Genomic DNA, 23,171 nt, shown 5'->3' on the forward strand with positions numbered 1-23,171 from the left:
GCGGGGTGCGGTCCCTTCAGGCGTTGCGGTAGCGGCGGACGCTCAGCACGGACGTGACCAGGAACAGCAACCCGAGCGACACGAGGATCACCAGGCTGGGGTTCTCGGCCGGGAACCCGGTTCCGGTCGGCGAGGCGTTGCCCCACAACTCCCGGCAGGCGCTGATCACCGAGCTGACCGGGTTCCACTGGGCGATCGGCTGGATCCAGCCGGGCAGCTTGTCCACCGACAGGAAACCGGTGGACAGGAACGAGAACACCACCGCCACCAGGCCGCCGACCGACTCGATGGTCTCCAGGTTGCTCATCGCCATGCCCAGCAGCACGCCGACCCAGAGCACGGTGAAGATGAACACCGCGACCAAGCCGAACCCCGCCAGCGTCGGCAGGATCCCGTTGTGCGGCCGCCAGCCGAACAGCAGGCCGAACGCGACCACGATCACCAGCCCGATCAGGCTGATCAGCAGGTCGGCGATGACGTGCCCGATGAGCACGGCCGACCGCGAGATCGGCAACGACCGGAACCGGTCGACCAGGCCGCCCTGCACGTCCAGCGCCACCGCGATCGCGGTCGGGCCGACGGCGGCCAGGGCGCCCTGCATCACCACACCGGCGAAGATGAACTCGATGTAGTTGGTGCTGCCCGGGATCTGGATGGCGCTGGAGAACAGGTAGCCCAGCGCGACCATGGTGATCAGCGGGTTGAGCGTGATGCCGACGAGCCGGCCGGGGTTGCGGCGCAGCCGCCGCAACCGCCGGCCCGCGATGGCCAGCACCTCGGTCACGGACGCCAGCGGCGGTGCCGCCGACGGCGGGATGTCCAACGTGGTCACGGTCGTGCCTCCCCGGAGTGGTTGCCCTGCACCCGGCGGAGCTCGTCCGCGATCGCCGCGCCGATCAGCGCCTGCGGTTCGGGGTGCATCATGTACTCGTGCCCGCACGGGATGCGGTGCACGCGGACCTGTCCGTCCACGTGGGACTGCCAGGCATCGGCCAGTTCGGTGATCTCGGCCTCGGACCGGTCGGCGGTCGCGGAGAACAGCACCAGGTCGCCGTGCAGGGTCGACGGCGTGAAGCGCTCCATGATCCGGCCGTGGTTGCGCACCACGGCGAGCATGGCCAACAGCCGCTGCTCGCCCAGCTCGGCCAGCGGGTGCCGGTCGCGGCGCAGCACCTCGACCACGTCACCGGGCTTCAGCTCGCGGCCGGCGAACTCGCGCCGGTCGTGCCCGATCTGCTCCATGACGCGGAGCAGCAACTCGTCGTGGCCGAGTTCCTCGTCCTCGGTACCGGGTCGGTGCGGGTAACCGTCGAGGTCGGCCACCAGCGCCACCTCGTCGCCCTGTGCTTGCAGCCGCACGGCCAGCTCGTGCGCCAGCACGCCGCCGAACGACCAGCCGAGCAGGTGGTAGGGCCCCTCGGGCTGGACGGACTTCAGGTGGCCGATGTACTCCTGCGCCACCGCCTCGATCGACTCGGGCAACGGCGCGAGGTGGCCGACGCTGGGCGACTGGATGCCGTAGATCGGCACCTCCGGGTCCAGCGACCGGGCCAGGCCGACGTAGGGCAGGCTCGACCCCAACCCGCTGTGCAGCACGAACAGCGGCGGCCTCGACCCGGTCGGCCGGATCGGCAGCACGATCGCGAACGGGTCGAGCGTGTCGTCGCCGCAGTCCAGCGCGCGCACCTCGTCGAACACCCGGGCCACCGCCGAGGCGCCCGCCGAGGGCACGTCCTGCTCCTCGGCGATCGCCGCGAGCCCGGCCGCGGTCTTGTGCACGAAGACGTCCGCGATGGTGAACCGCAGCCCGGCCTTGCGCGCCCGGCTGACCACGCCGGTGGCCAGCAGCGAGTGGCCGCCCAGCTCGAAGAAGTCGTCCTCCACCCGCACCGACGGCACGCCGAGCACGTCGGCGAACACGTCGCACAGCAGCCTCTCCGCCGCCGTGGCCGGTTCGCGCGAGGGGGTGCGGTCGGCGAAGTCCGGCGCCGGCAGGGCCGCCCGGTCCACCTTCCCGTTGGTGTTCAGCGGGAACCGCTCCAGCGTGACGAGCGCGGACGGGATCATGTAGTCCGGCAGCGACTCGCCGATCCGCCGCCGCACCGCGGCGGGCTCCGGCACCTCGGCGCCCGCGACCGGCACCACGTACCCGACCAGCCTGCCGTTCGCGGCCACCACGACCGCGTCCGCGATCTGCGGCACGGCCCGCAGCGCCGCCTCCACCTCGCCGAGCTCGATCCGGAACCCGCGCACCTTGACCTGGTGGTCGCGGCGGCCCAGGAACTCGATCTCGCCCTCGGCGTCCCACCGGACCACGTCGCCGGTGCGGTACATCCGCTCCCCCGGCCCGGCGAACGGGTCGGCCGGGAACCGGTCCGCGGTCAGCGCGGTGCGCCCGAGGTAGCCGCGCGCCAGGCCCTCGCCGCCGATGTACAGCTCGCCCGGCACGCCGACCGGCACCGGCCGCAGCGCGTGGTCGAGCACGTACACCTTGGTGTTGGCGATGGGCTTGCCGATGGTCGGCTTGCCGCCGTCCACCTCGGCCACCGTGGACCAGATAGTGGTCTCGGTCGGCCCGTACATGTTGCGCACGTCGTGCGCGTGCTCGCGCAGCGAGTTGGCCAGCGACTCGCTCAACGCCTCGCCGCCGGTGAGCACCACGCGCAGCCGGCGCAGCGCCGACGGGTCGGCCTCGACCAACGCCTGCCACAGGCTCGGCGTGGCCTGCATGACGGTCGTGCGGGTGTCGACCACGGCCGCGCCGAGCGCGTGCGGGTCGCGCACCACCTCGCGGTCGGCCACGATCAGCGTCGCGCCGGAGACCAGCGGCACGAAGATCTCCAGGATGGAGATGTCGAAGCCGAACGTGGTCACCGCGAGCAGCCGGTCGTCCCGGCTCATCGCCAGGCGCAGCCGCATGTCCGCGATCAGGTTGCGCAGCGCCCGGTGCGGCACCACCACGCCCTTCGGCTTGCCGGTGGAACCGGACGTGTAGATCACGTAGGCGGGGTGCTCGGGCCGCAGCGGCGCGAGCCGGTCCCGGTCGGTCAGCTCCGCCGCGCCGCCGCGACCGCGCAGCAGCCGGCCCACCTCGGGCGCGTCGAGGTCCAGCCTCGGCGTGCCGTCGTCGGGCAGGTCCGTGCCCGAGGTCGTGACGACCAGGATGGGCGAGGCGTCGGCCAGGGTGAGCCGGATCCGGTCGACCGGGTGGTCCGGGTCGACCGGCAGGAACGCGGCGCCGGACTTGAGCACCGCCAGCGCCGCCACCACCAGGTCGCTCGACCGGGGCACGGCGATGGCGACGATCCTCTCCGGGCCGGCGCCGCGCCGGATCAGCTCACGCGCCAGCCGGTTGGACCGCGCGCCCAGCTGCCGGTAGGTCAGCTCGCCGTCCCCGCCGACCATCGCGGTGACGCCGGGGATCTGCCTGGTCCGGTTGGCGACCACGTCCGGCACCAGCGCCCGGTCCAGCTTGCGCGCGGTGTCGTTCCACTCGACCAGGATCTTGTGCCGCTCGGCCGGGCTGAGCACGTCCACGTCGCTCAGCGGCCGGTCGGGGTCGGCCACCACGGCGGCGAGCACCCGGATCAACCGCTGCGCGATGGCGTCCACGGTGGTGCGGCGGAACAGGTCCGTGCGGTAGGCGAGCACGCCGTCCATGCCCGCGGGCACGCCGTCGAGCTGCCGCTCCACCAGGTCGAAGGTCAGGTCGAACTTGGACCGCTCGGCCTTCATCGGCTCCACGGCCGCGTGCACGCCGGGCAGCGCCTCGGTGGCGTCGTCGTCGTTCTGGAACGCCAGCATCACCTGGAACAGCGGGTGGCGGGCCAGCGACCGGGTCGGGTTCAGCGCCTCCACCAGGTACTCGAACGGCAGGTCCTGGTGGGCGTAGGCGGCCAGGTCGGTCTCCCGGACCCGGCGCACCAGCTCGCGGAACGTCGGGTCGCCGCTGGTGTCGGTGCGCAGCACCAGCGTGTTGACGAAGAAGCCGACCATGTCGTGCAACGCCTCGTCGGTGCGGCCCGCGATGGGGCTGCCCAGCGGGATGTCGGTGCCCGCGCCCAGCTTGGTCAGCAGCACCGACACCGCGGCCTGCATGAGCATGAACACGCTGGCGCCGGTCTCGCGGGACAGCGCCAGCAGCCCCGCGTGCAGCTCGGGCGACACGGCGAACTGGCGCACGTCGCCCTCGTGGTCGCTGACCGCCGGCCGGGGGAAGTCCGTCGGCAGGTCCAGCTCCTCGGGCAGGTCGGCCAACGCCCGCGTCCAGTAGGCCAGCTGCTCGGCCAGCACGCTCTTCGGGTCGTGCTCGTCGCCGAGCCACTCCCGCTGCCACACCGCGTAGTCCGCGTACTGCGCGGGCAGCGGCCGCCAGGACGGCGCCTTGCCCGTGCGGCGGGCCGCGTAGGCGGTGGCGAGGTCGCGGGCCAGCGGCGCGGTCGACCAGCCGTCGAACGCGATGTGGTGGAACACCAGCAGGAGCACGTGCTCCTGCTCGCCCACCTCGTAGAGCCGGGCGCGCAACGCGGGTTCCACGCCGAGGTCGAAACCGCGGTCGACCTCTTCGGCAAGGGTGGCCGCGATGTCGTCCGTGCGGCCGGTCCGCAGCACGCCGGGCCGGGCGGGCAGCACCCGCTGGTACGGCACGCCGTCCACGTCGGGGAAGACGGTCCGCAGGATCTCGTTGCGCGCCACCACGTCGTCCACGGCCTCGGCCAGCGCGGCCACGTCCAGGGCGCCGGCCAGCCGCACCGCGAGCGGGATGTTGTACGTGCCGGTGGAGCCCTCCTCCAGCTGGTTGAGGAACCACAGCCGGCGTTGCGCGAACGACAGCGGCAGGCCCTCGTCGCCGGAGCGCTCGACCGGGCGCAGCGCGGGCCGGGCCTGGTCCGCGCCGACGACCAGCCTGGCCAGCCCGGCGACCGTGCGCGCCTCGAACAGCGCCCGCACCGGCAGCTCCACGTCCAGCACCGTGCGGACCCGGCTGACGACCCTGGTGGCGAGCAGCGAGTGGCCGCCCAGCTCGAAGAAGTCGTCCTCCACGCCGACCTCGGTGGTGCCGAGCACCTCGCCGAACACGCCGCACAGGATCTCCTCGACCGGTGTGCGCGGCCCGCGGCCCCTGGCGCTCGCGGCCGGGTCCGGCTCGGGCAGCGCCTTGCGGTCCACCTTCCCGTTGGGCGTCAACGGCAGCGCGTCGAGCACCACCATCGCGGCCGGGACCATGTAGTCGGGCAGCGATCCGGCCAACGCCTCCCGCACCGCCGCCACGTCCAGCACCGACCCGGGCGCGGCCACCACGTACCCGACGAGCCGCTTGTGGCCGCCCTGGTCGCCGCCGACCGCCACGGCCGCGTCGCCGACCTCGGGCACCGCGCGCAACGCGGCCTCGACCTCGCCCAGCTCGATGCGGTGGCCGCGGATCTTGACCTGGTGGTCGCGGCGCTCCAGGAACTCCAACTGGCCGTCCGGCCGCAGCACCACCCGGTCGCCCGTGCGGTACATGCGGGTTCCGGGCTCCCCGTACGGGTCGCCGAGGAACGTCACCGCGGTCTTGGCGCGGTCGCCGAGGTAGCCACGGCCGACGCCGATGCCGCCCACGTACAGCTCACCGGCCACACCGGCGGGCACCGGGCGCAGGTCGTCGCCCAGCACGTACAGCCGCGTGTTGCGGACCGGGCGGCCGATCGGCACGCGCGCGCCGCCCAGCGGGTCGCCGTACCGGATGACCGCGTGCGTGACGTCGTCGGAGCACTCGGTCGGGCCGTAGGCGTTGACCAGCGGGATGTCCGGGTAGCGGGCGAACCAGCGGTGGCACAGGTCCGGCGGCAACGCCTCGCCCGTGACCACCAGCCACCGCAGGCCGGACAGCGCGGGCGTCTCCTCGGTGATGTCCCAGGCGTCCAGCGCGGCGCGCAGCAGCGACGGGACGACTTCCAGGATGGTCACGCCCTCGTCCGGGACGGTGGCGAACAACGCGTTCGGGTCGACGGCCGTGTCGCGGCCGGTGACCCGCACCTGCCCGCCCACCACCAGCGCGGTCAGCATCTGCCACACCGAGATGTCGAACGTGACCGGCGCGTTGTGCACGATCTTGTCCGAAGAGGACACTTCGAGGTCGTCCACCTTGCACCACAGGTGGTTCACCATGCCCCGGCGGTGCACCATCGCGCCCTTGGGCTTGCCCGTCGAGCCGGAGGTGAAGATCACGTACGCGAGGTCGTCGGGCTCGCCGAGGGCGGGGGCCGGCTCGGCGTCCACCGCGCCGTCGAGCACGACGACCTCCACGTCACCGGCGACTTCCCGGGCCAGCTCCAGGTGCTCCTCGTCCACCGCGAGCCGCCGTGCGCCGCTGTCGGCCAGCAGCGCGGCGATGCGGGCCACCGGGGCCTGCACGTCCAGCGGCACGTACCCGCCGCCCGCGCCGAGCACGCCGAGCACCGCGGTGACGAACCCGACGCCGGGTGCGGCCAGCACGGCGGTCAGCCCGTCGCCGACCCGCCGGGAGAACGCACTGGCGAGCCCGACCAGTTCGGCGTAGGTGGCGCTGCCGCGGTCGTCCACGACCGCCACCGCGTCGGGCCGCTCCAGCGCCAGCGCGCGGACGCGTTCGACCACGCCCTCGTACGGCTGGGGTCGGACCGGACCGGTGCCGGCGGCCAGCACGTGCGCCCGCTCGGCCTCGTCGAGCACGTCGAACCGGCTCAGCGGCGCGGCCGGGTCGGTCACGACCGTGCGCAGGAACGCGACCAGGCGTTCGGCCAGCCTGCGCGCCGAGGCCTCGGTGAACAGCTCGGTGCTGTACTCCAGCACGCCGTGCATCCCGGTCGGCACGCCCTCGGCGTAGCGCTCCTCCAGCAGCACGGTGAAGTCGAACTTCGCCCGCTGCGACCGCACCGGCTCCACCCGACCGGACAGGCCCGGCAGGTGCAGCGGGATGTCGTCGCTGCTGTTCAGCGCGAGCATGACCTGGAACAGCGGCTGCTTGTTCAGCGACCGCTCCGGGTTGAGCTTGTCCACCAGGTGCTCGAACGGCACGTCCTGGTGCTGGTAGGCGGCCAGGTTCGTGTCGCGGACCCGGTGCAGCAGCTCGGCGAACGTCGGGTCGCCGCCGGTGTCGGTGCGCAGCACCAGCGTGTTGACGAAGAAGCCGATCAGCTCGCCGAGCTCGTCGTCCGTGCGGCCGGCGGTGGGCGTGCCCAGCGGGATGTCGGTGCCCGCGCCGAGCTTGGTCAGCAACGCCGACAGCGCGGCCTGGAACACCATGAACACGCTCGCGCCCGCCTCACGGGCCAGCGCGACCACCCGGTGGTACAGCTCGGCGTCCACCTCGAATCGCAGCTCGTCGCCGTCGTAGTTGCTCACGGCGGGCCGGGCGAAGTCGGTGGGCAGCTCCAGTTCCTCGGGCACGCCCGCCAGCGCTCGGGTCCAGTAGGCGAGCTGGCGCGACAGCAGGCTCTCGGTGTCGTGCTCGTCGCCGAGCAGTTCCCGCTGCCACAGCGCGTAGTCCGCGTACTGCACGGCCAGCGGCGACCAGTCGGGCCGGGTGCCCGCCACCCGGGCGCGGTAGGCCGTGGCCAGGTCCTTGACCAGCGGCGCGATCGACCAGCCGTCGAACGCGATGTGGTGGAACACCAGCAGCAGCACGTGCTCCGACGGGGCGACGCCGAACAGCCGTGCCCGCATCACCGGCTCGGTGGCCAGGTCGAAGCCGCGGTCGGCCTCGGCGGTGAGCACGTCGGACAGCTCCGCCTCGGGCAGCCGGGTCAGCGGCAGCTCGGGGTAGTCGGCGGGCACGTCGACCACGCGCTGGTAGGGCGTGCCCTCGACGTCGGGGAACACCGAGCGCAGGATCTCGTGCCGCTGCACGAGGTCGCGCAGCGCGCCGCGCAACGCGGGCACGTCCAGGTCGCCGGACAGCCGCACGGCCATCGGCACGTTGTAGGTGCCGGTCGCGCCGTCCTCGAACTCGTCCAGGAACCACAGCCTGCGCTGCGCGAACGACAGCGGGATCCGCTCGTCGCGGGCGAAGGGGCGCAGCGGTGGGCGGGCGTCGGACGCGCCGCCGACCTGCTCGGCCACCCCCGCGACCGTGCGGGCCTCGAACAACGCCCGGATCGGCAGCTCGACACCCAGGGCGGCACGCGCTCGGCTGATCACCTTCGTGGCCAGCAGGGAGTGCCCGCCCAGGGCGAAGAAGTCGTCGTCGATGCCCACCTGCGGCAGTTGCAGCACGTCCGCGAAGACCCCGCACAGGATCTCCTCGACCGGGTTGCGCGGGCCGCGGCCGCGGGCCTGGCCGGCGAAGTCCGGCGCCGGCAGCGCCTTGCGGTCCAGCTTGCCCTGGGTGGTCAGCGGCAGCTCGTCCAGCACCACGATCGCCGACGGCACCATGTACTCGGGCAGCGCCTCGACCAGCTGCTCGCGCAGACCGGCCGGGACCGCCTTGCCCTCGTCGGTGACGATGTAGGCCACCAACTTCCGATCGCCTTCGTCGTCCTCGCGCACGACAGCCACGGCGAGGTTCACTTCGTCGTGCTTGAGGAGCGCCGACTCGATCTCGCCCAGCTCGATCCGGAACCCGCGCAGCTGCACCTGGTCGTCGGCGCGGCCCAGGTAGTCCAGCTGACCGTCCGGGTGCCACTTCACCAGGTCGCCGGTGCGGTACATGCGGTCGCCCGGGCCACCGAACGGGTCGGCGACGAACCGCTCCGCGGTCAGGCCGGGCCGGTTGAGGTAGCCGCGGGCCAGGCCGCCGCTGACGTACAGCTCACCCGTGACGCCCACCGGCACGGGCTGGAGCAGCGAGTCCAGCACGTACACGCGGTGCGCGGCGGTGGGCCTGCCGATCGGCGGGCGCCCGCCCGGCGAGAGCGGTCCACCGACCGTCGCGGCCAGCACCGACTCGGTCGGCCCGTACCCGTTGAACATGCGGTGGGTGACCGACCAGCGGGCCACCACCTCCGGCGGGCACGCCTCACCGGCCACGACCATGGTCAGGTCGGCGGGCAGCACCGTGCCCTCGGGCATGCCGCCCGCCACCACCGGCGGCAGCGCGGCCAGGTTCACCCCGTTGTCGTTGATCAGGTCGATCAGCGCCTGGCCGGGTCCGCGCGCGTCGTCGCCCGCGACCACGACCGTGCCGCCGCCGCACAGCGCCAGGCCCATCTCCCACACCGTGGCGTCGAAGCTGTACGAGGCGAACTGGAGCACCCGCGTGTCCGGCGTGACCCCGAACTTGTCGATCAGGCTCAGCACCATCGCGACGAACCCCGCGTGGTCGACCACCACGCCCTTGGGCTTGCCGGTGGAGCCGGAGGTGTGGATGACGTAGGCCGGGTGGTGCGGCCGCAACGGCGCGACGCGGTCGTCGTCGGTGAGGTCCGCGGCGGCGAAGGCGTCGAGGTCGACCGCGTCGATGGCGACCACCTCGACGTCCACGTCCAGCGTGACGGCGACGTCCGCGGTGGACAGCAGCACGCTCGGCGTGGCGTCGGTGATCAGGTAGTCGACCCGGTCGGCCGGGTACTTGGCGTCGATGGGCAGGTAGGCCGCGCCCGCCTTGAGCACGCCCAGCACGGCGACCAGCATCTCCAGCGAGCGCGGCATGGCCAGCGCGACCACGCCCTCCGGTCCGACGCCCCGCGCGACGAGCATCCGGGCGAGCCGGTTCGCGCGGGCGTTCAGCTCGGCGTAGGTGAGGCGGGCGCCGCGGAAGACGGCCGCGGTCGAGTCGGGTGCGGCGGACGCGCGTGCCTCGAACAGGTCGGTGACCACGGCGTCCGGGACGGGCGCGATCGTGCCGCCCCACTCGTGCAGGATGTGGGCGCGTTCGTCGGCGGACAGCAGGTCGACCTGCCCGACCCGGGTGTCGGGTTCCTTGACCAGGGTGTGCAGCAGGCGCGTGAAGCGGTCCACCAGGGACCGGATGTGGTCCTCGCCGAAGATGTCGGCGCGGTACTGGGCGAGCAGCCGCACCTCCCGGCCCGGGTACACCGAGAGCGCGAACGGGTACTCGGCGACCAGCCGGCCCTCGGCGCCGGTCAGCCGGACGCCGGGGATGATCCCGGACAGGCCGTCGGTGTCCATCGGGTAGTTGTGGAAGCTGACCACCGTGTCGAACAGCTCGCCCACGCCGGTCAGCTGCTGCACCTCGGCCAGGCCGAGGAAGTGGTGCGGCGCCAGGTCGAACTGCTCGTCCTGCACGCGGGCCAGCAGGTCGGACACCGACGTGGCCGGGTCGAGCCGCACCCGCACCGGCAGGGTGTTGAGGAACAGGCCGACCATGGACTCCATGCCCGGCAGGTCGACCGGACGACCCGAGTGGACCGCGCCGAACACCACGTCGTGCCGCCCGGTGAGGCGGCCGAGCAGGATCGCCCACGCGCCCTGCATGACGGTGTTCAGCGTCAGGCCGCGGGCCCGGGCCCAGCTCGACAGCTTGCGGGTGAAGTCCTCCGGCAGGTCCACCACCAGCGACGCGGGCGGTTCGGTGACGCGCGCCCGGTCGGCGGGACCGATCCGGGTCGCCTCGTCGACGCCCGCCAGCGCGGTCCGCCACGCCTCGCGGGCGGCCTCCTCGTCCTGGCGGGCCAGCCACTCCAGGTAGCCGCGCGAGGGTGCGGCCGGCGGCAGCGCGGACAGGTCCGCGCCGTTGGCCGTGAGGGTGAACAGCTCGCGGGCGAAGATCGGCATCGACCAGCCGTCCACCAGGATGTGGTGCACGGCCCAGATCAGCCGGAACCTCCCGTCGCCCAGCCGGACCGCGGTGAACCGCAGCAGGGGCGGGTCGGCCATGTCGAACCGGCGCACCCAGTCGGCGTCGGTCAGCCGCGCCAGCTCGCGCGCCGCGTCGTCGGGGTCCATGCCGGTGAGGTCGACCTCCTCCCACGGCAGGGCCGCGGCCACCGGGACGACCTGCACCGCGTCGCCGGACGGGCGGGAGTGGAACGAGGCGCGCAGGTTCGGGTGCCTGCGCAGCAGCGCCTCGGCCGCGGCGCGGAACGCCTCGACGTCCAGCGCGCCCTCGACGTCCACGACGACCTGGAGGGTGTAGACGTCCGCGCCGTCGCGGTCGAACTCGGCCTGGAACAGCAGGCCCTTCTGCAACGGCGACAGCGGCAGCACGTCCAGCACCGAGCCGGTCTCGCGCTCGATGTCGGCGATCTCCCGCTCGGTCAGGTCGACCAGGTCGAAGTCGGACGGGCTGTGCCCGCCCGCGCCGGGCAGCGCGGCGTGCTCGACGAACGTCTCCAGCGCGCGGAACCACGTGCGGGCGATGTCCTCGACGTCGGTCTCGGTCAGCAGTTCGTCGGCCCACAGCCAGTCGGCGACCAGGTTGGGCCCGTGCGGGCCGTCCTCGGTGACCGGGGTGACCGCGAGGGTGTGCCTCAGCGGCATGTCCGGGTGGACGCCCGTGCCGATGGCCGTGCCCGCGTCCAGCGACCACTCGCCGTGCTCGCCCGCGGCGAAGCGGCCGAGGTAGTTGAACCCGATCTGCGGCGTGGCGAACCGGGCCAGCGCGCCGACGGTCTGCGGGTTGAGGTAGCGCAGCAGGCCGAAGCCGATGCCGTGGTCGGGCAGCGCGCGCAACTGCTCCTTGACCCGCTTGATGGCCGTGCCCGCGCTCGCGCCGCCCGCCCACAGGTCGGCGCGGTCCAGGTCCGTCCCCTCGGCGGAGCCGGCGGCCCGACCGGGGTCGAGGCGCAGCGGGAAGACGCTGGTGAACCAGCCCGCCGTGCGGGACAGGTCGAGCTCGTCGACGACCTGCTCGCGGCCGTGGCCCTCGACCTCGACCAGCACCGCCGAGTCGGCCGTGCCGAGCCGCTTGCGCCGCCAGTCGGCGACCGCGACCGCGAGACCGGCCAGCAGCACGTCGTTGATCTCGGCGTGGAACACCGCGGGCACCGTGGTCAGCAGGGCCGCCGTCTGCTCGGTGGGCAGCACGAGCCGCATCGACCGCGCGGTGCCGTAGGTGTCGCGGGAGGGGTCGAGCGGGCGGCTGCCCAACGGGACGTCGCCGCGTTGGAGCTGGCCCAGCCACAGCGGCAGCTCGGTGACCCGGGCGCCGGCGCGGGCGTGCTCGGCGAGCACCTTCGACCACCGCCGGTAGGAGGTGCCGACGGGCTGCAACGGCGTGCCGGCCATCGCGTCGACCAGGTCGGGCACCACGATCCGCCACGTGACGCCGTCCACCACGAGGTGGTGGATCACGAGCACCAGCCGCGCCTCGACACCGGAGTCGACCAGCACGGCCTGGACCACGCGGCCCTCCTCGGGCGCGAGCGCGGCACGGGCGCGGGCGACCTCCCCGGTCACCGCCGCGTCCAGGTCGTCGGACTCGGCGACCTGCGCGCGGCGGACGAGCTTGGTGGCCCGGATCGCGCCGACCGGGAGGACCTCCATGCCCCACAGGCCGGGCAGGGGCACGGAGAGCTTGGCGCGCAACGCGTCGTGGTGGTCGATCACGGTCTGCACCGCACCCGCCAGCTTCACCGCGTCCAGGCCGGTCGGCACGTGCAGCACGACGTACTGGCTGTACTGGCGGGTGATGTCGTCGAGCTGGGAGAGGTCCTCCCGCAGCTGGTGCGCGATGGGCGTCAGCTCGATCTCGCCGACGCCGTCGTCCGCGGCGACCGCCGGGCCGTGCGCGTGGGAGGCCATCGCGGCGATCGCGGCGGGCGTGCGGTGCTTGAGCACGTCACGCGAGGTGAACACGACCCCGGCCCGGCGTGCCCGGCTGACCACCTGGATGGAGCTGATGCTGTCGCCGCCCAGGGTGAAGAAGTCGTCGTCCACGCCGACGTCGCGCAGGCCCAGCACCTCGCCGACGACCTCGCACAGCACCCGTTCACGCGGGGTGCGCGGGGCGCGGGAGGCGCCGGCGGTGAGGTCGGGTGCCGGCAGGGCCTTGCGGTCCACCTTGCCGTGCGCGGTCAGCGGCATCCTCGGCAGCTCCACGAACGCCGACGGCACCAGGTACTCCGGCAGCACCTCGCCGAGCCGGGCGCGCAGGTCGCCGAGCGTGCGGCCGTCGACGGCGACCACGTACCCGACCAGCCGCTTGCCGCCGGACGCGTCGGGGACCACCCGCACGGCGGCGTCGGCGATGCCGGACAGGCCGCGCAGGGTGGTCTCGATCTCGCCGAGCTCGATCCGGTGGCCGCGCACCTTCACCTGGTGGTCGCGGCGCTCCAGGAACTCCAGCTGGCCGTCCTCGCGGCGCACCACCCGGTCACCGGTGCGGTACATCCGACCACCGGAGAACGGGTCGGCCATGAACGTCGCGGCGGTGCGCCGCGGGTCGCCGAGGTAGCCGCGGCCGACGCCGACGCCGCCGACGTACAGCTCACCGGGCACGCCGGTGGGCACCGGGCTCAGGTCGTCACCCAGCACGTACAGGCTGGTGTTGCGGACCGCGCGGCCGATCGGCACGCGGGTGGTGCCCGCCGCGTCCTCGACCGTGACGAACGCGTGCGTGACGTCGTCCGAGCACTCGGTCGGCCCGTAGGCGTTGACCACCGGCACGGTCGGGAAGCGGGCGAACCAGCGCAGGCACAGGTCCGGCGGCAACGCCTCGCCGGTCACCACCAGGTGCCGCAGCGACGGCAGCTTGGGCCGCGCCTCGACCACGTCCCACGAGTCCAGCGCGGCCCGCAGCAGCGACGGCACGAGCTCCAGCACGCTGATCCGCTCGTCGGCGACCAGGCCGAACAGCTGATCCGGGTCGGCCGCGGTCTCCCGGCCGACCACCCGCACCCGGCCGCCCGCGACCAGCGGGGCGAGCATCTGCCACACCGAGATGTCGAACGTCAGCGGCGCGTTCTGCACCACGCTGTCGCGGTCGGTCAGGCCCAGGTCCTCGACCTTGGCCAGCAGGTGGTTCACCATGCCGCGCCGGTGCACCATCGCGCCCTTGGGCTTGCCGGTCGAGCCGGAGGTGAAGATCACGTACGCCAGGTCGTCCGGGCCGCCGAGCACCGGCGCGAGGTCGGTGTCCTCCGTGCCGTCCAGCACGACGGTCTCGACGCCGAGCTCGCGCGCCAACGCGCGGTGCGCGGGGTCGACCACGAGCAGCCCGATCCCGTTGTCGCGCACCAGTTCCGCCGTGCGCACGGCGGGAGCGCGCGTGTCCAGCGGCACGTAGGCCGCGCCGGCGCCCCACGCGCCGAGCACCGCCGAGACGAACCCGGCGCCGGGCGCGGCGAGCACGCCGACCAGGTCGGCGCCGACCAGCTTGCGGGACAACGCGCTCGCCCGGGCGACCAGCGACGCGTAGGTGACGTCGAAGTCGTCCTCGACCACCGCGACGGCGTGCGGGCGCTGCTCGGCGAACGCGCGCACCTGCTCGACCACGTCGGTGAACGGGTCCCGCCGGGTCGCGCCGGTCGTCGCGGCGAGCCACGCCGAGCGCTCGGCCGGGTCCAGCACGTCCAGGCGTGCCAACGGCTCGTCGTCGTCGGCGCGGGCGAACCGGTCCAGGAACGCGGTGAAGCGGGCCAGGTGCTCCCGCGCCTCCTCGTCGGTGTACAGCTCGGGGTTGCCGTTGAGGTGGACCTCCAGCCCGCCGTCGGGCGCGTCCACCACGGTGAGCATCAGGTCTTCGATGAGGCCGGTCGACAGGTTGTTGACCTCGACCTCGCAGTCGCCCAGCGCGAACGTCGTCTGCTGCGGCAGGATGTTCACGAACGGGCCGAACGGCCGCCGGTCGTCACCGGCCAGGCCCATGCCGCGGCGGATCCGGCTCACCCGGTACCGCTGGTGCTTGAGCGCCTTGGCCAGCTCGCGCGACGTGCGCCGCAGCAGGTCCGACCGGGTCTCGCCGGGGCGGACCGGCACCCGCAGCGGCAGGTAGTTCGCCACCATCCCGGGCACCGCGCGCATCGTCGCGCCCATCCGGGCGGTCGCGGGCAGGGTGAGCAGCACGTCACCGACACCGGTCAGCCGCTGGGTGTAGACGGCCACCGCGGACAGCACGACCGCGGGCCACGTGGACGCCGACCGGCTCGCCAGCTCGCGCAACGCCTCCGCGGTGTCCTTCGACAGCACGTCGGTGCGGCGCAGGAAACCCCGCACCTCGGGCCCGGACACCGTGCGGGTGGACAGGCTCACCAGGTCCGGCGCCTCGTCGAACGCGCCCGCCCAGAAGTCCTTGTCCTTCACCGCCGCCGCGGACTGCTCGTACGCCCGCTCACCGTCCAGCAGCGCGCTCAACGGCGGGATCGGCGTGCCCTCCACCCCGGCGTACAGCTCGGCCAGCCGACGCCAGAACACCACCTGGCTGTACCCGTCGCACAGCAGGTGGTGGATGCGCATGTAGAAGAAGTGCCGGTCCTCGGCCACCTTGATCACGGCGAGCCGGAACAGCGGGAACTCGTCCAGCGAGAACGGCGTGGCCAGGTCGGCGCGCATCCAGTCGGCCGCCTCGTCGGCGGTCAGCGCCAGCTCGGTCAGCGGCAGCTCCGGCAGCGGTGTCACGACCTGCCGCGGCGAGCCCTCCGCCTCCGTCGGGTTGCCGTCCGCGTCGACGGTGACGTACCGGGTGCGGGTGCACTCGGCCTCGTCGACCATCCCCCGTGCGGCGGCGATCAGGGCGGGCACGTCGAGCGGGCCCCGGATGTCGAGGTAGCCCGCCGAGTTGTAAGCGACGCCCCGCCCGTTGAGCTTCTCGTCGAACCAGATCTCGGCCTGTCCGGCGGAGAGGGGCAGGTTCACCGCTTCGGTCATGGCATTCTCCTCGCAAGCGTCGCGGGATCGGCCGCGGCGACCTGGTCGCCGAGCAGGTCCGCGCCGTAGATGTCCGCGATCCACTGGTCGTGGTAGACGGTGTCCAGGTAGCGGTCGCCGAGGTCGGGCGCGATCGCGACCGCGGTCATGTCGCCGCCGGGCCGGTTGCGCGTGAGCCAGTCGGTCGCGCCGGACAGCACCGTGCCGGTCGAGCCGCCGAACAGGAACCCCTGCCGCAGCAGGGTCCGGCAGGCCCGGACCGTGTCCCGCTCGGCCACGTGCAGCACCTCGTCCACGAAGGACTCGTCCAGCAGCGGCGGGCGGACGCTGGTGCCCAGGCCCGGCAGCATCCGCGGCTGGGCGGGCGTGCCGAAGGTGACGGAGCCGACCGAGTCGACCGCGACGATCCGCACCGACGGCTTGTTCTCCTTGAAGTACCGGGCGCAGCCCATCAACGTGCCGGTGCTGCCCGCGCCGATGAACACCACGTCGACCTCGGGGAAGCTCTTGAGGATCTCCGGGCCGGTGCTCTGGTAGTGCGCCATCCAGTTCGCCGGGTTGGCGTACTGGTTGAGCCACACGTGGTTGTCGTTCTCGCACAGCTGCTGCACGTGGCGGATGCGGGCGCCCAGGTACCCGGTCTCCGGGTCGGGCTCGGTGATGATGTGCACCTGCGCGCCCAAGGCCTCCATCAGCTGCCTGGTGGCGAGGTTGCAGCGCGCGTCGGTGACGCACAGGAACCGGTAGCCGCGGCTCGCCGCCACCATGGCCAGCGCCACCCCGAGGTTGCCCGACGAGCTCTCCACCAGCGTGGTGCCCTCGCGCAGGGTGCCGGCGCGCACGGCGGCGGACACCATCTCGTTGGCGGCCTTCAGCTTGATGGACCCGGCGAAGTTGAAGCCTTCGCACTTGAGGTACAGCGGGTGGCCCGAGAGCCGCCGGAGGTCCACGTAGAGGTCGTCCACGTTGAACTCCTGGGGCGTCGATATCACTGGCATGCGCCGACTCCTAGGCGAGGTGCACGGTCAGGCGGCTCAGCGCTTGCCGTAGCGGTCGAGGTCGAAGAAGAAGTCCGGGACCACGGCCAGCTCGCCCGCCCGCGACACCTCGTCGTAGACGTGCTTGCCGACCGCCAGGTCCAGCACGCCGAGGCCGAACGGGGAGAACACCAGCGGCCGGTCCGCCGGTGGCGTCACCGCGCCGGTCATGACGTCGTACAAGGTGCCGGACAGGAACTCGCGGTTGCCGGTGAGCTGTTCGGCCAGGTGCGGCGAGGTGTTGGCCTTCAGGCAGTGCTCGACGTCGTCCACCAGGTTGGTGGAGGCGAGGATCACCTCGGGTGACAGGTCGCGCAGCGACACGTGCAGCACGAGCGGGTTGTGGGCGAACCACGTCGGGTCGGTGACGTGGGGCGTGCCCGCGACGGTCGCGAACACCACCAGGTCGCTGGACCGGATCAGGCTCTCCGCGCTGTCGTGGATCCTCACCACACCGTCGCCGGCGCCCTGCGCGTACTCGCGGAAGCCGTTGGCGGAGTCGGCGCTCAGGTCGTGCACGCCGACCTCGTCGAAGCTCCACCCGGTGGCGGTCAGGTAGGTGTGGATGTAGCGGGCGATCAGGCCGGTGCCGACGAACCCGACCCTGGTCGGCCGGTCGCGGTCGCGGCTGAGCCAGTCGGCGGCCAGGGCGGCCGACGCGGCGGTGCGCACCGCGCTGACGATGGAGCTCTCCAGGCAGGCGATCGGGTAGCCGGTCTCGCGGTCGTTGAGGATCAGCACGGCGGACGCGCGCGGCAGGCCCGCGGCCACGTTCGCGGGGAAGCTGGAGATCCACTTCATCCCGTGCACGCCGATGTCGCCGCCGATGGACGCGGGCAACGCGATGATCCGCGACGAGGGGTCTTCGGGGAACCGCAGGAAATAGGACGGCGGATTGACCGTGTCACCTTCACCGTGCCATCGGTAGGCGGCCTCGATGAGTTCGAGAACGTGCTTCTCCCGCCCTCGCAATACCTGGTTCACCTGAGCGCCGGAAATCACCGCGAAGGCAGGTGCCACGTTACCGCCCCTTTCTCGTTCAGGCCCGAGGACCAGCGCCGACCCGGCGGGGCAGCGGTCACCACCACATGTTGGCGAACACGGCTGACAAGCCGCTGACACGCCACTGACGGCAGCCGATATAGAACTTCCATAGCTATTTGGGTTCAGGTTGTCCCGACACGGGAATCTCGGGCACTCGCCCTTCGAACACCGGCAGCACTGCGACGAACGTCGGTTCCGACGGCTTTTGTCGTGATCATGACGGGAGGACAAACCTCGATGGAAGATCGTAGGATCAAGAAGGTCGTGGTGCTCGGTGGCGGCACCGCGGGCTGGATGGCCGCGTCGTACCTCGGCAAGGCGCTCGGGCCGGCCGTGACCATCACCGTGCTGGAAGCGCCCGCCATCCCCAAGATCGGCGTCGGCGAGGCCACCGTGCCGAACCTGCACAAGACTTTCTTCGACTTCCTCGGCATCGCCGAGGAGGACTGGATGCGGGAGTGCAACGCCAGCTTCAAGATGGGCATCAAGTTCACCAACTGGCGCACGCCGGGCGTGGGTGAGGCGAACGGTCGCCCGTACCAGGGCACGACCGACCACTACTACCACCTGTTCGGCCTGCTGCCCAACCACGAGAACCAGCCGCTGTCGCACTACTGGGCGCACAAGAAGCTCACCGGCCAGACCGACGAGCCGTTCGACTACGCCTGCTACCGCGAGCCCCCGATCATGGACCAGAACCTGTCGCCGCGGTTCATGGACGGCACCAAGTGGACCAACTACGCGTGGCACTTCGACGCGAACCTGGTCGCCGACTTCCTGCGCCGCTTCGCGACCACCAAGCAGGGCGCGATCCACGTCCAGGACAAGATGGTCGAGGCCGTGATCGACCAGCGCGGCCACGTCTCCGCGCTGAAGACCGAGACCGGGCGCGTCCTCGAGGGCGACCTGTTCATCGACTGCTCCGGCTTCCGCGGCCTGCTCATCAACCAGGCCATGAAGGAGCCGTTCCTGGACATGAGCGACCACCTGCTCAACGACAGCGCGGTCGCCGCCCAGGTCCCCCACGACGACGCGGCCGACGGCGTCGAGCCCTACACCGGCGCGATCGCCATGTCCTCGGGCTGGACGTGGAAGATCCCGATGCTGGGCCGCTTCGGCAGCGGTTACGTCTTCTCCAGCCGGTTCCAGTCGCGTGACGACGCCACGCTGGAGTTCTGCAACATGTGGGGCCTCGACCCCGAGAACACCCCGCTGAACCAGGTGAAGTTCCGCGTCGGCCGCAACCGCCGGGCGTGGGTCAAGAACGTGGTGTCGATCGGCCTGGCGTCGTGCTTCCTGGAGCCGCTGGAGTCGACCGGCATCTACTTCATCTACGCCGCGCTGTTCCAGCTGGCCAAGCACTTCCCGGACAAGAACTTCGACTCGATCCTGCAGGACCGCTTCAACGCGGAGATCGAGACGATGTTCGACGACTCCCGGGACTTCGTGCAGGGCCACTTCAGCTTCGCGCCCCGCAACGACACGCCGTTCTGGCAGGCGTGCAAGGACCTGGAGCTGGCGGACGACTTCAAGGAGAAGGTCCGCATGTACAAGGCCGGTCTCGCGGTCAACATGCCGATCACCGACGAGTCGACCTACTACGCGAACTTCGAGGCGGAGTTCCGCAACTTCTGGAACAACTCCAACTACTACTGCATCTTCGCCGGGCTGGAGTACCTGCCCGACCACACCCTGCCGGCGCTGGCCGCGCGGCCCGAGGTGCTCGACTCGGCCGAGGCGGTGTTCGCGCAGATCAAGCAGACGCAGAAGGAACTGATGAGCACGCTGCCCACCACGTACGAGTACCTCAAGCAGCTGCACGGCAAGTAGGACTTCCCTCCCCCCGGGAAGAAGACGAGCCCACCGGTCCCCCGACCCGGTGGGCTCGTCGCCGTGCGCGGGCCGGGATGCGTGCCGTCGCGTGCCGTCCGTCGCGTGCGCGGGAAACCGTTGGCCGACGGGTCGGGGAGCTGGTAGATCTGCAAGGTCCGGTCCGGATCCGCAGGAGGCCTTCGCATGACCCCACGCCGCATCGTCGTCCTCGGGGTGAGCGGGGCGGGCAAGTCGACCTTGGCACGTGAGCTGGCCCGCGTGGTCGACGGCCCGCACGTCGAGCTGGACGCGATCCAGCACGGCCCCGACTGGACCCCGCCGCCGGTGGACGAGTTCCGGGCGCGGCTCGCGGCGGCCACCGAGGGGCCCGCGTGGGTGGTCGACGGCAACTACGTCGACCGGACCGCGGCGGTGCTGTGGCACCGGGCGGACCTGATCGTGTGGCTGGACCTGCCGCTGTGGGTGGTCGCGCCGCGCCTGGTGCGCCGCAGCACGGCCCGGATCGTGCGCCGGACCGTGCTGTGGAACGGCAACCGGGAAGGGCTCGACGCCCTCATCGGTCGCGACTCGGTGGTGGCGTGGGCGGTGCGCGCCCGGCGCCGGCACCTCGCCGAGTACCCGGACCGCCTGGCGCGCGCCGGGGTGCCGTGGGTGCGACTGCGGTCCGCCGCCGGGGTGGGGCGGTGGCTCGCGGGGTTCAGCGCGGTGAGCCGACGCCCACCCGGAACGGGTCGTCCCGGTCCAGCTTCCCGGTGAACAGGCCCTGGAACAGGTTCAGCTTCTGCATGTTCGACGTGCCCTCGATGAACTCCAGGCCGCGCGCGTCACGCACCAGCTTGTCCAGCTGCGGGTGGTCGAAGCGGGCGCCGACGCCGAAGAACTCGCAGGCCGCGCGGGTGGCGTCGAGGGCGAGCTGGGACGCGCGCGCCTTGGCGGCGGACGCCAGGTAGCCGTCGGACGTGCGGGCGTCGACCGCGCGGGCGGCCAGGTGCACGAGGGCGCGTGCCGCGGTGATCCGCCGGCCCAGCTCGTCCAGCCGGTCGCGTTCGTCGCGCCGCAACGTGGTGCGGTGCTCGACCACGTACTCGTGGGCGGCTCGCGCGATGCCCAGCGCGATGGCCGCGACACCCGGTCGGAGCAGGTTGAACGTCTGCACGAACGCCCACATGCCGCGCCGTGACGGCGAGAGGTGCCGTCCGACGAACCGGGACGCGGGCACGTGCACGTCGTCCAGCGTGATCGCGCTGATCCGCGCGCCGCGCAGGCCGATGCTCGGCAGCGCGGTCGCCGAGAACCCGGGCGCGGGCGTCTCCACCAGTACCGCGTTGATGCCCAGCGGTCCGGAGCCGACGCGCGCGAACACGACCCCGAGCTGCGCCCGGCACGCGTTGCCGACGTACCGCTTCTCGCCCGCCAGCACCGCGCCGCCGTCGACCGGGGTCAACGTCGAGGTCAGGCCGCCCGCGTCGGACCCGCGGTCGGGTTCGGTGAGGGCGAAGAACGTCCACAGCGGCTCGGCGAGCATCCGCCCGTAGAACCACTCCTTCTGCTCGCGGTCGGCGAGCAGGTCGACCAGGACCCCGGCCAGCAGCGGGCCCGGCGAGGCGACCAGCATGCCGACGTCGGCGCAGGCCAGCTCCTCCATGATGATCGCGCGTTCCAGCGCGAGCGTGCCGTAGAACCGGTTGCCCCCGATGGGGATGGGCACGTTCCCGTACTCCGGCGGGATGCCCATCGTCGACAGGTACCGCACCGCGGGCAGGTCGAAGTGGGCGCGGATCAGCTCGGGGTCGCGGTCCAGGGCGAGGCCGAGGCGGCGGAAGTCCGCGCCCCACTCGCGCACCTGGTCCCGCAGCGCGACCAGCCGCCCCTCCAGCCCGCTCACGGCTCGACGCCCTCGGGCCGCGCGTCGACGCCGTCGACGGCGTCGGCGCCCTGGGCCGTCACGTACGCCTCGGCCACCAGCTCCGACACGTGCGCCACCTGTCCCGGCCCGCCGACCAGGTAGCCGCTCGCGCCGAGCAGGTTCACCAGCCACCGGTCGGCCGCGGTGATCCGGGCGTGCAGGTGGGCCAGGATCACGCCCGGCAGCCCACCGGCGTCCACGCCGGTCAGCACCGCGCGCACCTCCAGGTGCTCGATCAGCCCGTCGGCCACGGTCGCCTTCACCATCTGCTGCTGGAGCAGGGTGGTGGAGCCGGTGCGCCTGCCGTTCAGGTAGCGCATGCACGTCTCGCGCAACGCCTCCGACAGCCCGAGCCGCAGCCACACCAGGCCCAGGGCCCAGGCGGAGCGCTGGTCGGACGTGCCGGGGCTGGTTTCGGGGTCCGCTTCTCTCAACCGAGGTACGGGAACGGTGTTTCCGTACATTTCCCGGCCGACTTCACCCGATCGTGTACCCAACCCCCGCAGCAGCACGACCGCGCCACCGGGCAGCTCGATCGTATCCACAGTGGACTCGTCGAGCAACGACCGGTCCACCACGACACCGTCCAGCCACACCCGGTTCGCCGACGCCGCGACCTCCTGCGGCACGACCGCGTGCCCACCCGGGCCGCTCGGCAGCACACCGGGCAGCACGAGCGAGCCCAGCACCGTCAACGCGGGCGCCAACCCCTCCTCCCGCGCCGCCAGGTGGCAGCGCGACAGCTGGTCCGCACCCAACCGCACCGACGTGGTCACCGGGCCTCCCCCACCACAGCGATCCCCAGGTCACCGGTCGCCGCGTCGTGCTCCACGAGCACCACCCGGCCCAGCGACTCGGCCAGCCCCTCCCACAGCGCGGTGCACGGGTACCCGGCCGGCGCGGACCGCACGGTGCCGCCGTGCCGCACCAGCTCCGGGTCGATCCCGGCGCCCGCGACCACCGCCACCCGCTCGTCCTCGCCGACCAGCGACGCCAGCCCGGCGGTGATCGCACCGGGCAGGTCGGCGGTCGACACACCGGGCGTGTGCACCACCGACACCGGCGCGCCACCCGGCTCCAGCAGCAACGCCACCCCGGCGTCGCCGGCCGGCCGGTCGTCCACCTCGTACGGCAGCGTGGCCTGGTCGGCGATCACCACCAGCGCACGCGTGTAGCCGTGCCGCACCGCGTAGTCGGACGCGATCCGCAACGCCGCGAACGGCGCGCACCGGCCGACGTCGGACAGCGAGAACGACAGCGGTCGGCCGGGCACGGCCTCGGCCAGGTACGTCGCCGCGGCCAGCCGGCAGTCCAGGTCGGGCGTCGCGTGGGCCACGATCGCCAGCTCCACCGGCCCCAGGGGCTCCAACGCGTGGTGCAGCGACCGCGTCAGCGCGGTGAACGTGGTGCCCGGCGAGGCGAGCAGGTCCGGCCGCACCGCGACGCCGAACCCGGAGGTGAGGTCGGCGAAGTGGCGCGAGGAGAACTCGTCGTCGAGCACGCGGTCGGGGGTGGCCCGGGTCCGCACGACCCGCGCCACGCCCAACGTCCGCGTGCCCGGCCGGGACGACGCGCCCCCGGCCGAGGTCCGCCCCGACAGGGTCGGCGCCGTGGTCCGGTACACG

At 72.7% G+C, this 23,171-nt stretch carries 9 protein-coding genes; 2 read left to right on the forward strand and 7 right to left on the reverse strand.

What is annotated here, in order from left to right:
* Positions 1-16: 16 nt before the first annotated feature.
* Genes ACYVLT_RS04590 through sbnB form a run of 4 tightly spaced genes read right to left on the reverse strand, consistent with a single transcriptional unit; the run spans position 17 to position 17,783 of the window.
* Positions 17-832: an ABC transporter permease gene (locus ACYVLT_RS04590; protein ID WP_461118825.1), complete on the reverse strand. Its 816-nt coding sequence runs from the start codon at positions 830-832 to the stop codon at positions 17-19.
* A complete protein-coding gene (locus tag ACYVLT_RS04595) occupies positions 829-15,726 on the reverse strand; it encodes a non-ribosomal peptide synthetase (RefSeq protein ID WP_461118826.1) in 14,898 nt (4,965 codons plus the stop codon). Before ACYVLT_RS04595 ends, ACYVLT_RS04590 begins: the two co-directional genes overlap by 4 nt.
* Positions 15,723-16,724 carry a 2,3-diaminopropionate biosynthesis protein SbnA gene (sbnA, locus tag ACYVLT_RS04600; protein WP_461118827.1) on the reverse strand — a complete coding sequence of 334 codons (1,002 nt, stop codon included), beginning with the start codon at positions 16,722-16,724 and terminating at the stop codon, positions 15,723-15,725. Before sbnA ends, ACYVLT_RS04595 begins: the two co-directional genes overlap by 4 nt.
* Before the next feature lie 36 nt (positions 16,725-16,760).
* A complete protein-coding gene (gene sbnB / locus ACYVLT_RS04605; RefSeq protein ID WP_461118828.1) occupies positions 16,761-17,783 on the reverse strand; it encodes a 2,3-diaminopropionate biosynthesis protein SbnB in 1,023 nt (340 codons plus the stop codon).
* Positions 17,784-18,044: 261 nt separating this feature from the next.
* On the opposite strand from sbnB, the gene ACYVLT_RS04610 reads away from it, so the two are divergent.
* Positions 18,045-19,637 (forward strand): tryptophan halogenase family protein, encoded by a 1,593-nt coding sequence (locus ACYVLT_RS04610; protein ID WP_461118829.1) that lies wholly within the window; start codon positions 18,045-18,047, stop codon positions 19,635-19,637.
* Positions 19,638-19,823: 186 nt separating this feature from the next.
* Positions 19,824-20,396, forward strand: coding sequence for a P-loop NTPase family protein (locus tag ACYVLT_RS04615; RefSeq protein ID WP_461118830.1), 573 nt, complete (start codon positions 19,824-19,826; stop codon positions 20,394-20,396).
* Here the strand turns inward: ACYVLT_RS04615 and ACYVLT_RS04620 are convergent.
* From ACYVLT_RS04620 to ACYVLT_RS04630, 3 genes are read right to left on the reverse strand one after another with little or no spacing between them, the layout of a single operon-like run.
* Positions 20,338-21,525, reverse strand: a complete 1,188-nt coding sequence (locus tag ACYVLT_RS04620) for an acyl-CoA dehydrogenase family protein (protein ID WP_461118831.1) — start codon at positions 21,523-21,525, stop codon at positions 20,338-20,340. The two genes, ACYVLT_RS04615 and ACYVLT_RS04620, sit on opposite strands and share 59 nt — an antisense overlap.
* Positions 21,522-22,322: a DUF2786 domain-containing protein gene (locus ACYVLT_RS04625; RefSeq protein WP_461118832.1), complete on the reverse strand. Its 801-nt coding sequence runs from the start codon at positions 22,320-22,322 to the stop codon at positions 21,522-21,524. The genes ACYVLT_RS04620 and ACYVLT_RS04625 overlap by 4 nt, the downstream gene beginning before the upstream one ends.
* Complete coding sequence (locus ACYVLT_RS04630) at positions 22,319-23,170, reverse strand: hypothetical protein (RefSeq protein ID WP_461118833.1); 852 nt, start codon at positions 23,168-23,170, stop codon at positions 22,319-22,321. The genes ACYVLT_RS04625 and ACYVLT_RS04630 overlap by 4 nt, the downstream gene beginning before the upstream one ends.
* Between the last annotated feature and the right edge of the window lies 1 nt (position 23,171).

Source organism: Saccharothrix stipae (genome assembly GCF_054781895.1).